Source organism: Stappia indica, assembly GCF_020177335.1.
Lineage (GTDB): Bacteria > Pseudomonadota > Alphaproteobacteria > Rhizobiales > Stappiaceae > Stappia > Stappia indica_B.
This window is the reverse complement of record NZ_JAIVMG010000003.1, coordinates 557,574-567,575: the sequence shown is the minus strand read 5'-3', so window position 1 is coordinate 567,575 and position 10,002 is coordinate 557,574. Positions and strand designations below refer to the sequence as shown.

Annotated in this window: 10 protein-coding genes; 8 read left to right on the top strand and 2 right to left on the bottom strand. The window is 64.2% G+C overall.

Annotated elements, in window-relative coordinates; genetic code table 11:
• Nucleotides 1–780: 780 nt before the first annotated feature.
• The 8 genes from prpB to hpaI all read left to right on the top strand — a co-directional run bounded on the left by prpB (nucleotide 781) and on the right by hpaI (nucleotide 7,767).
• Nucleotides 781–1,674 carry a methylisocitrate lyase gene (gene prpB / locus LC062_RS07045; RefSeq protein ID WP_224910315.1) on the top strand — a complete coding sequence of 298 codons (894 nt, stop codon included), beginning with the start codon at nucleotides 781–783 and terminating at the stop codon, nucleotides 1,672–1,674.
• 28 nt (nucleotides 1,675–1,702) lie between these two features.
• Nucleotides 1,703–2,674 (top strand): Bug family tripartite tricarboxylate transporter substrate binding protein, encoded by a 972-nt coding sequence (locus tag LC062_RS07040; RefSeq protein WP_224910314.1) that lies wholly within the window; start codon nucleotides 1,703–1,705, stop codon nucleotides 2,672–2,674.
• A 70-nt stretch (nucleotides 2,675–2,744) separates the two neighbouring features.
• Entirely contained in the window at nucleotides 2,745–3,131 is a 387-nt protein-coding gene (locus LC062_RS07035; protein WP_224910313.1) for a 5-carboxymethyl-2-hydroxymuconate Delta-isomerase, read from the top strand.
• 125 nt (nucleotides 3,132–3,256) lie between these two features.
• Nucleotides 3,257–3,703: a tripartite tricarboxylate transporter TctB family protein gene (locus LC062_RS07030; protein WP_224910312.1), complete on the top strand. Its 447-nt coding sequence runs from the start codon at nucleotides 3,257–3,259 to the stop codon at nucleotides 3,701–3,703.
• Nucleotides 3,700–5,190 (top strand): tripartite tricarboxylate transporter permease, encoded by a 1,491-nt coding sequence (locus LC062_RS07025; protein ID WP_224910311.1) that lies wholly within the window; start codon nucleotides 3,700–3,702, stop codon nucleotides 5,188–5,190. Before LC062_RS07030 ends, LC062_RS07025 begins: the two co-directional genes overlap by 4 nt.
• A 127-nt stretch (nucleotides 5,191–5,317) precedes the next feature.
• A complete protein-coding gene (locus tag LC062_RS07020; protein WP_404829692.1) occupies nucleotides 5,318–6,148 on the top strand; it encodes a fumarylacetoacetate hydrolase family protein in 831 nt (276 codons plus the stop codon).
• Entirely contained in the window at nucleotides 6,148–6,951 is an 804-nt protein-coding gene (gene hpaH / locus LC062_RS07015; RefSeq protein WP_224910309.1) for a 2-oxo-hept-4-ene-1,7-dioate hydratase, read from the top strand. The genes LC062_RS07020 and hpaH overlap by 1 nt, the downstream gene beginning before the upstream one ends.
• Before the next feature lie 12 nt (nucleotides 6,952–6,963).
• Entirely contained in the window at nucleotides 6,964–7,767 is an 804-nt protein-coding gene (hpaI, locus tag LC062_RS07010) for a 4-hydroxy-2-oxoheptanedioate aldolase (RefSeq protein WP_224910308.1), read from the top strand.
• A gap of 161 nt (nucleotides 7,768–7,928) precedes the next feature.
• On the opposite strand, the gene LC062_RS07005 is transcribed toward hpaI, so the two are convergent.
• Both LC062_RS07005 and LC062_RS07000 read right to left on the bottom strand, forming a co-directional pair.
• Nucleotides 7,929–8,702, bottom strand: a complete 774-nt coding sequence (locus tag LC062_RS07005) for an IclR family transcriptional regulator (RefSeq protein ID WP_224910307.1) — start codon at nucleotides 8,700–8,702, stop codon at nucleotides 7,929–7,931.
• 369 nt (nucleotides 8,703–9,071) lie between these two features.
• Nucleotides 9,072–9,998 carry a sugar phosphate isomerase/epimerase family protein gene (locus tag LC062_RS07000; protein WP_224910306.1) on the bottom strand — a complete coding sequence of 309 codons (927 nt, stop codon included), beginning with the start codon at nucleotides 9,996–9,998 and terminating at the stop codon, nucleotides 9,072–9,074.
• Between the last annotated feature and the right edge of the window lie 4 nt (nucleotides 9,999–10,002).

Below are 10,002 nucleotides of genomic sequence, written 5' to 3'. Positions count from 1 at the left end.
GGAAGATGAGGACGACAGCTCAAGGCGCCGGCCAAACCCCGGCGCCGCCGTCGTTGTGGGAGCTATATACCCACCGCCCCCGCAAACCGTCAAGCCCGACACCCAGAAAAAAACGCAAGACCCCAAAAAACCCGGCAAACACCCCCGCCCCCTTGTGAACAACACACCCCGAAAAACACAAAAACATAAACAATCCCAACACCATACAACTATCAACAGCCGCAGGAGCGCGCGAAGGTCGACGCCGCAAAGCCCCGCAGCGAACCCTGCCAGGTCGACGCCCAAGCACCAAAACCAAGCCCAAGCCGTCAAACAAACGTCATCGGTAAATGAAACCCTGTTTGCCTCCAGCGCGCCGAGGGCCAAGAGCAGAGCGCGAAGCGCCAGGTATCGAACCGGTGCACCTGCACGGGGATCCCGGTCCGGCGGCTCTCCCTCCCCGCCACCATTGGCTCCGACCCGGCAGACGTCATCGCCGGCAGATGTCCATCATATGAGCATGCCATAGGGGCAAGGAGGCGCGGAGCAGTGTGCCTTCCCCGGGTGCCGCAGCGATTTCCCTAGACACGACACATTCGCATCCGCTGTCGATCCGCAGAATGCGCCCTGGCGATGCAATTTCGGTCACAATGCGGTCAAATGAGCGCATATTCCGCACTCAGTTCGAAATATGACAAATTTCGAGCCGCCCGGCTTGACAGTCCGAATAATCACAATATGGTCTTGCCTGCAATTAAATCTCTTAAATGGTCACAATGTGATCAATTGAAAGGAAGACGAATGACCGCATCGCAGCTTTCGGCCGGAGCGAAGTTTCGCAAGGCACTGGCCGAGGAAAACCCCTTGCAGGTCATGGGCTCGATCAACGCCTATACGGCGATGATGGCCGAGCGGACGGGCTACAAGGCGCTGTATCTTGCCGGCGCCGGCGTTGCCAACGCCTCCTACGGCCTGCCAGACCTCGGCATCACCACCATGACCGACGTGTTGACGGACCTGCGCCGCGTCGCCGACGCGACCAACCTGCCGATCCTCGTCGACGTGGACACCGGCTTCGGCGGCGCCTTCTCGATCGCCCGACTGGTGCGCGGCCTCATCAAGGACGGCGCCGGCGCCATGCACATGGAGGATCAGGTCCAGCTCAAGCGGTGCGGCCATCGTCCGGGCAAGGAGATCGTCTCCAAGCAGGAAATGGTCGACCGGATCAAGGCGGCGGCCGATGCGAAGACCGACCCGGACTTCTTCATCGTCGCGCGGACCGATGCGCTGGCCATTGAGGGGCTGGACGGGGCGATCGACCGTGCCTGCGCCTATGTGGAAGCCGGCGCCGACATGATCTTCGCCGAAGCCTGCACCGAGCTTTCCCAATACAAGGCCTTCGTCGATGCGCTCGACACGCCCTATCCGGTGCTGGCCAACATCACCGAGTTCTCCAAGACGCCGAACTTCACCCTCGACGAGCTGCGCGGCGTCGGTGTGTCGGCCGCGCTTTATCCGCTGTCCGCAGCCCGCGCGATGAATGCCGCCGCGCTCAAGGTCTACCGGCACATCCGCAAGGAAGGGTCCGCAAAGGGCATCCTCGACATCATGCAGGATCGGGAAGAGCTTTACGATTTCCTGAATTATCACAGCTACGAGCAGAAGATCGACGAACTCTTCAAGATGAAAAAGTAATATACCAGAGGTTAGGGAGGAGAAAGAAATGCACACAAAGCGAGTGCTTCTCGCCGGTGTCGTCAGCGCCTTTGCGCTGGCGGCATTCCCGGCGGCCCAGGCCGCCGAAGACTTTCCAGCAAAACCCATTCGCTTGATCGTACCGTATTCGCCCGGAGGAGGAACGGACGTCACGGCACGGATCGTCGCGGAAGCGGCAGCCGCCGATATCGGCCAGCCGATCGTGGTGGAAAACCGCCCCGGCGCCTCCGGGACGGTCGGAACGCTGCTGGCCAAGCGGGAAAAGGCCGATGGCTACACCCTCCTGTTCGGCATCCAGGCGACGATGGCGCTCAATCCGTCCCTGTTCAAGGCCGCGTCCTACGCGCCCAAGGAGGACTTCGACGGCGTCGCCCTCATCTCGGAATCGCCCTACGTCATCACCGTCCCCGGCAAGTCCGACATCAACACCTATGAGGACTTCGCCGCAGCCGCCTCCGAGCGGATGACCATGGCGAACGGCGGCAGCGCCGCGCTGCTCGCCGCGCGTCTTCTTGCCCGCGATGCCGACCTGAAGTTCTCCAACATCCCCTACTCCGGATCGGGTGCGGCGATCTCCGACATCCTCGCTGGCCGGGTCAACGCACTGATCAGCAGCCCGGTGTCCGTGTTGCCGCATGTGGAGAGCGGCGCGCTCAAGCCGGTCCTGGTCACAAGTGCCGAGCGCTACTCGGCCCTGCCGGACGCGCCGACGGCACAGGAGCTCGGCTTCGAGGACTTCAAGGTCGTCGGCTGGTACAGCATCGTTGCGCCCAAGGGCGTGCCGCAGACCCGGCTCGACCGGCTGAACGCGGCCTTCAACAAGGCTGTTTCCGATCCGGCGACCCGCGACCGCCTTTCCGAAATCGGCGTCACCCCGTCGAGCCTCAACCTCGATGCCAAGGCGGTGTCGGACTATATCGGCCGCGAATACGACCTCTGGACGGCGGAAATCGCCGAAGCCGGTCTCGAACCCCAATAAATCCCAACACCGGATCCGGACGGAAGGCACACCGCGTCTTCCGTCCGCCCGACAGAACATGGAGCATCTCATGCCGCACGCATGGATCGAATATTCGAAGAACATCGCCGATGAAGCAGAGGTGGGCAGCCTCGGCAAATGCGTCCATGACGCGATGATGGAAACGGGGATCTTCCCGCTGGCCGGCATCCGGGTGCGGATCAATCGGATCGACGATTATCTCGTCGCCGACTGCAAGCCGGAAAACGCCTTCGTGCATCTGGCAATCCGGATTGGCGAAGGGCGCGACATGGAGACCAAGACGGCCGCAGCCGATCTCATTTTCGAACGCCTGTCGGCGCATCTGAAACCGCTTGCCGACCGGACCCCACTGGCGGTGGCCTTCGAAATGCAGGAGATCCGAGGCCCGCACAGCTACAAGATGAACAATCTGCACCGGCATCTGGCCGGAAACTAGAGCTCTTTTTCGCGAAGGCTGGGAGGCAAGAGGAGCTCTACCCCCTTTGATTTCGAGCATGGCCTTGTCCGATAGCCGCACACGCTTGTCGGGCACATGCTCCGGTGCGGCGTTCGGGAGGACATATGAAGACGTTGAAGGATGCAGGAGGAGGCCTGCTGATCGCAGCGATTGGCCTGCTCTTTCTGCTTGGGGCAAGAGAGATGCCCGTAGGTAGCCTGCGCAACATGGGGCCTGGCATGGTCCCCACCGCGCTGAGCGTGGTGGCGATCTTCGCCGGGCTCGCAATCGCCGCGCTGGAGGCGCTGCGCAACGCCAAAGCTGCCATGACACTCGATCTCCGGGCGCTCGTCTGCGTCGGTGGCGCCATCGCGCTCTATGCGGTGCTGATGGAAAGCGCCGGCCTGCTGGCAACGACGGTCATCGCCGTCTTTCTGCTCGCCGCCGCCCCGCAAAGGTTCCGGCCCGTCGAAACGCTCCTCGTCGGTGTCGGGCTTTCCGTTTTCACCTGGGCCGTCTTCGTCAAGGGGCTTGGCATGCCGCTCTCCTTCCTGCCGGATCTTTCATCATGACCGAGCTTATTTCCGGTTTCGCGACCGCGCTCCACCCGATCAACCTGATCTATTGTCTCGCCGGCGTCGTTCTCGGCAACATCGTCGGGGTACTCCCGGGCATCGGCGCGATCGCCGCCATCTCGATCCTGCTGCCACTGACCTTCAATCTGGAACCGACGACGGCGGTGATCATGCTTGCCGGCGTCTACTACGGCGCGGAATACGGCGGGTCGATCGCCTCGATCCTGTTGAACCTTCCCGGCACGGCCTCCAATGCCATCACCACGCTCGACGGCTATCCGCTGGCGCGGCGCGGCGAGGCCGGTCTTGCGCTGCTGACCGCCCAGGTCTCATCCTTTGCCGGCGGCACCCTCGGCATCGTCGCCATGGTGGTGTTCTCGCCGCTGATCGTCAGCTTCTCCCTGTCCTTCGGGCCGGCGGAATATTTCGCGACCCTGCTTCTCGGGCTGGTCGCCGGGGCGTCCGTCATCGGCTGCGGTCCGCTCAAGGGGATCGCGATGGTCTCCATCGGCATGCTGTTCGGCACGGTCGGCCTCGATCTCAACAGCGGCCTGCCGCGCTACGACCTCGGCATTCCCAACCTGCTCGACGGGCTCAGCATCGTCGCCGTGGCGATGGGCCTGTTCGGCATCCCGGAAGTGATCGCCAACATCCGCGCCTGCCAATCGGCTGAAAAGCCGATCGCGGTGAACGCGCGGGCGATGTTCTCCGCCTTCCGCAAGTTGGGCGTCATCATTCCCTCCGTCTTCCGCGGCGCCGCCGTCGGCGGGACGCTCGGCCCCCTGCCCGGCGCCGGACCAACGATCGCGTCCTTCCTCGCCTATTCGCTGGAGCGATCCACAACCCGCAATCCGGAAGAGTTCGGCACCGGCCGCATCAATGGCGTCGCCGCGCCCGAGGCGGCCAACAACGCCGCCGCGCAGACCGCCTTCATTCCCACCATGACCCTCGGCATTCCCGGCACGCCGACCATGGCGATCATCCTCGGCGCGCTGATGATCCATGGCATTTCGCCCGGCCCACAGCTCGTCGGCGAGCATCCGGACCTGTTCTGGGGGTTGGTGGCGAGTTTTTGGCTCGGCAACGTCTTCCTGATCATGCTCAACGTACCGCTGATCGGATTCTGGGCCAAACTGGTCTCGGTGCCGCGCCGGTTCTTCTTTCCGGTCATCATCGCCCTTGTCTGTACCGGTGTTTTCGGTGTCTCCAATTCCTCCTTCGACATCTGGCTGGTGCTGGGGATGGGCGGGCTTGGCTACATCTTCCGATGCTACGGCTTTCCCCCCGCCCCGCTGCTGATCGGCTTCGTGCTCGGACCGATGGTCGAGGAGTACCTGCGCCGGGCGCTGATGATCTCGGGCGGCGACTACACCTATCTCGTCAGTTCCCCCACGAGCATCACCATTCATTGCCTGACCGCAGCCCTTCTGGCCTGGCCGTGCCTGCGCGCCGCCAAGACCCGGTTGGCGCAGCCGGCCAGCTAACAGAACCCCTTACACCCAATGGCCGATCCGGTGCCTTTCACGCACCGGAACCGCCTCCTTCATGCACGATCGGAGACAAGACATGTCTGACTATGGCCGCCTGGCAACCTTCACCGCCGATGGAAAAATGCGCTTCGGCCTGATCACCGAGGACGGCGCCGTCGATCTGTCCGCCCATGAGGGCGGGCGCTGGCAGGACCTTCAGGAGGTGGTTCGCGCGGGCGACTTGCGCCGGGCGGTCGATGCGGCGGCGGGCCGCAATCCGGACTTCGGCCTGGACGACATTCGCTACGAAATCCCGCTTCAGGCGCCGCAGAAGATCATCTGCGTTGGCGTGAACTTTCCGGACCGCAACGAAGAGTACAAGGACAACAAGGCGGCGCCGGCGAACCCCTCGCTCTTCATCCGCTTCCCCGGCTCCTTCACCGGCCATGACCGGCCGCTGGTGCGTCCGCTCGAATCCGAGCAGCTCGACTACGAGGGCGAGTTGACACTGGTGATCGGCAAGGCCGGGCGCCGCATTGCCGAGGCCGATGCCCTGTCGCATGTGGCGGCGGTCACGCTCTGCAACGAAGGCACCCTCCGCGACTGGGTGCGCCACGCCAAGTTCAACGTCACCCAGGGCAAGAACTTCGACGCATCGGGCGCCATGGGGCCATGGATCGTGCCGTTCGTGGACGAAGCGCAGATCGCCGACATCGGGTTGACCACCCGGGTGAACGGCGAAGTGCGGCAGCAGGACCGGACCGGCCGGATGATCTTCAGCTTCCGCAAGCTCATCAACTACATCTCCACCTTCACCACGCTGGCCCCCGGCGACATCATCGTCACCGGCACCCCGACCGGCGCCGGTGCGCGGCTCGATCCGCCGGTCTGGCTGAAGCCGGGCGATGAAATCACGGTCGAGGCGGAAGGCATCGGCCTCTTGCGCAACGGCGTTGTCGCGGAGGATATGTGATGCTGGCCGACGCCGATATCGCGGCAATTGCCGGCGAGCTGGATGCAGCGGAGCGTTCGCGCACCCAGATCCCGCTGATTTCCGGACGGTTCCCCGAAGCCGACATGGCCGATGCCTACCGCATCCAGGACCGCTGGGTCGCGCTCAAGGACGCGGCCGGGCGAAAGCGGATCGGCTGGAAGATCGGCCTGACCTCGCGTGCCATGCAGGCCGCCCTGCAGATCAACACGCCGGACTCCGGCATCCTGTTCGACGACATGCGCTTTCAGGACGGCGATGCGGTGCCCGAGGATCGCTTCATCCAGCCGCGCGTCGAGGCGGAGATCGCCTTCGTCCTGAAGGCGCCGCTGCGAGGGGCGGAGGTGACCGTCTGCGATGTGCTCAATGCGACGGACTACATTCTGCCCGCGCTTGAAATCCTCGACACGCGCGTTCAGCGCCAGGATCCGCAAACCGGCGCCATGCGCAACATCATCGACACCATCGCCGACAACGCCGCCAATGCGGGCATCGTCACCGGTGGCCGGCCGATGCGCCCGCTTGATGCGGACCTGCGCTGGATGGGCGCCATCGTCTCGCGCAACGCCGTGGTGGAGGAGACTGGTCTCGGCGCCGGGGTCCTCAACCATCCGGCCATGGGCATTGTCTGGCTGGTCCGGCGGCTGCACAGCCTTGGAGCCGGCCTGGTCGCCGGCGAGGTGGTGCTCTCCGGATCCTTCATCCGACCGATTGAAACCCGGCACGGCGACACCATCACCGCTGACTTCGGCAAGGCCGGAACAGTCAGTGTTCATTTCCGCTAAGGGAGGCTTGCGATGCCCGCTCCGAAAAATCCGTTCAAGGCCCGCCTTGCCGCCGGAGAGCCGCAGATCGGCCTCTGGATGGGTCTTGCCAATGCCTATACCGCCGAGATCTGTGCCGGTGCCGGGTTCGACTGGCTCGTCATCGACGGCGAACATGCGCCCAACGACCTGCAGCGCATGGTCGGTCAGTTGCAGGCGCTCGCCGGCTATCCGGTCGCCCCGGTGATCCGGGCGCCGGTCGGCGAAACCTGGATCCTGAAGCAGCTTCTGGACATCGGCGCACAGTCGCTGCTGGTGCCGATGGTGGAAAGCGGCGCACAGGCAGCGGCTCTGGTCGAGGCGGTGCGCTACCCGCCGCGCGGCAAGCGCGGCGTCGGGGCGGCGCTGGCGCGCAGCTCCGCCTTCAACCGGATCGGCGATTACCTGACAACCGCCGATGAGGAAATCTGCCTGATCGCGCAGGTGGAATCGCAAAAGGCCCTCGCCGCCCTGCCGGACATCGCCGCCGTCGAGGGTGTCGATGCGGTGTTCATCGGCCCTTCCGATCTTGCCGCCGACATGGGCTACCTCGGACGTCCGGGCGCGCCGGCTGTCAAGCAGGCGGTGCGCGATGCCATCGCCACATTGCAACGGCTTGGCAAGCCGGCCGGGCTCCTGACCGCCGATCAGACCTTCGCGCGGGAGTGTCTCGCCGATGGCGCACGGTTCGTGGCCGTCGGCACCGACGTCACGCTGTTTTCCGGGGCGACCTCCGCCCTGGCGCAAAGCTTTCGCGCCGCCGTCCCGGCGGAACCGGGACAAGCGGGCGGCTACTGACGCCAGCCAAGAGGAAAAAACGAGGACTACCACCGGTGCGCGACTACCCGGCAGCCCAGACGTCCGCGTTCACTCCACACCGAAATGACAAAGGGTGCCCGCCGTCCGGTTGGCACCCTTTGTCTTTGCGCCCTCTCCAACGGCGGACCGATCCGTCTGAATCAGCCGGTGTGCTGTGGGCGCAGGCGGCTGAGCTTCTCGCGGATCCGCGCCACTTCCTCGCCCATCGCGGTCACGACCACCTCCAGATGTTCCCCTTGCATCCGGTCGCGAATGGTGGAAACGCTGAGCGAGGCGAAGGGTTTGCCGGTGCTGTCATGCAGCGCCATGGCGATGGTGCGGGTGCCGAGACCGGGCACATCCCGCGAGACATAGCCGCGCTCCCGCGATGCCGCCACCACCTCCGCCGTCGCCTGCACGTCTCCACCAAGCGCCGCCACTCGCGCCTGATTGCGCACCAGGATAGCCTCGGCATCGGCTGGGTCCATGGCGGCAAGCACCGCGATCCCGCTGGCGCCGAGCCCAATCGGCCGCTGAACGCCGAGATCAAGAATGAATGCCTTCACCGGAAAACTGCCGCTTTCGCGGGCAATGCACACCATGTCATCTGAAACGACCCGGTTGAGAAAGACCGTGTCGCCGGTGTCCTCCACCAGACGGGTCAGGCTTGGCTGGTAGATTTCCCGGAAGTCGAACGACGGCAGCACAAGCAGCGCAAGGTCATAGACCTTGGGACCGAGAAAATAACGCTTGCTGGCCGCATCCTGTTCCACGAACCCATGCTTCACGAGCGCCATGAGCAGGCGCCGCGCCGTCGGGCGCGTCAGGCCTGCCGAGGTAAGAAGATCGGCGAAGGCCACGCCCTCCCGGTTGTTGCGGGAAACGATGTCGAGAAGCCCCACAGCGCGATCGAAGCTTTGTGTTCCCTCGGCCATACCCTCGCCTTCTCGTGTCTCGTTTTGCCGCGCCGCCCCGCTTGCAGCGGCGCATGCCTCGTCCGAATCCGAAGATGCCGCCTCCTGAAGCTCTTCAGGGGTGCGTTCGCGAAAGGGCGCCGGTTTTCCGGCGGGAAAAGCGTAAAATCAACAAGGATTTGAACGTTCCCAATAAGGCCGTTTCAAACGAAACGCACAATCCGCCCGGATCATCGGCCGGATGCGTCCGCATCACGTGTTTTTTATATGATTCTCGGCGGTTACGTCTCACGGAAATCGCAGAAATCCGGGCGAGTAGCCGCCTACCGCGCACACCGAATGGCGCGGCAGGCCGTTCGCGACCAAACAGGTCACTGCACTCGGTTCCGGTCAGCCCCCGGTCTTGTCCGCCGCGCGGGTTCGCGCCTGGGCCGCAAGAGCCCGGGTCGCGGCGATGCATTCGCGCGCCGCAGCGGAAAAGCGCGGGTTCAACTCGATGTTGAACACCACCCCTTCGGGGAAGACACAGGCCGCCATGATCTCCTGCCAGGGAATATCGCCCCAGCCCACCGGCAGATGCAGATCACCCAGCCCCAGGGCAAGCCGCTCGCTCTCGGTATAGACCCACATGTCATCCTGACGCCCGAAACAATCATGGATGTGCAGATGACGCGCCTGGGGCGCAAGCAGGGCTGCCTCGGCCGGCAGATCGTCTCTGCGGCCATCGGCATCCAGCTTGATATAGCTGTGTCCGAAGTCGATGGTCGCACAGACATTGGGGTGGCCGATCGCGGTCAGTTCCTCCGCGAGCCTCGCCGGTGTCGGCGTGTGCTTCCAGTCGTCATGTTCGAACAGGGTTTCGACACAGATATGGAGATTACGCGCCCGGGCCAGGTCACCGGCACGGGCCAGCCAATCGCGCTGACGCACATAGGCTTCCTGCTGGCGTGCCGGATCAGTTTCCAGCGTCATGCCGGCATGGACCACATAGTGCTCCGCCCCCAGCTCCGCCGTGATATCGAGCCAGGTTTCAAGCAGGTGATAGTGCCGCTCCAGCCGGTCCGGAACGTCCATGAAATTGAGGGACAGCGGCCCATGCACCGAAAACGCCGGCTGGCGGCCAGCGCACAGCCCGCGCAGTGTCTTGAACTGGGCGTCCCGGATCTTGCCGCCGATCACCAGATCGTAGTCGAAGGCGGACAGCTCGATCAGATCGACGCCGAGATCTTCCAGACAATCAAGCTCCGCTCCGAGATCCGCAAGATCTCCATCGCGCGTGCGGGTCGACATGCCGACGCCGAAAACACCATTGGCCAAAGTA

What these genes read in the sequence shown, in the direction of transcription:
- LC062_RS07005 (WP_224910307.1), bottom strand. Translation starts at nt 8,702, where the DNA reads ATGGCCGAGGGAACACAAAGCTTCGATCGCGCTGTGGGGCTTCTCGAC.
- LC062_RS07020 (WP_404829692.1), top strand. Translation starts at nt 5,318, where the DNA reads ATGCGCTTCGGCCTGATCACCGAGGACGGCGCCGTCGATCTGTCCGCC.
- prpB (WP_224910315.1), top strand. Translation starts at nt 781, where the DNA reads ATGACCGCATCGCAGCTTTCGGCCGGAGCGAAGTTTCGCAAGGCACTG.
- LC062_RS07025 (WP_224910311.1), top strand. Translation starts at nt 3,700, where the DNA reads ATGACCGAGCTTATTTCCGGTTTCGCGACCGCGCTCCACCCGATCAAC.
- hpaH (WP_224910309.1), top strand. Translation starts at nt 6,148, where the DNA reads ATGCTGGCCGACGCCGATATCGCGGCAATTGCCGGCGAGCTGGATGCA.
- LC062_RS07030 (WP_224910312.1), top strand. Translation starts at nt 3,257, where the DNA reads ATGAAGACGTTGAAGGATGCAGGAGGAGGCCTGCTGATCGCAGCGATT.
- LC062_RS07035 (WP_224910313.1), top strand. Translation starts at nt 2,745, where the DNA reads ATGCCGCACGCATGGATCGAATATTCGAAGAACATCGCCGATGAAGCA.
- LC062_RS07040 (WP_224910314.1), top strand. Translation starts at nt 1,703, where the DNA reads ATGCACACAAAGCGAGTGCTTCTCGCCGGTGTCGTCAGCGCCTTTGCG.
- hpaI (WP_224910308.1), top strand. Translation starts at nt 6,964, where the DNA reads ATGCCCGCTCCGAAAAATCCGTTCAAGGCCCGCCTTGCCGCCGGAGAG.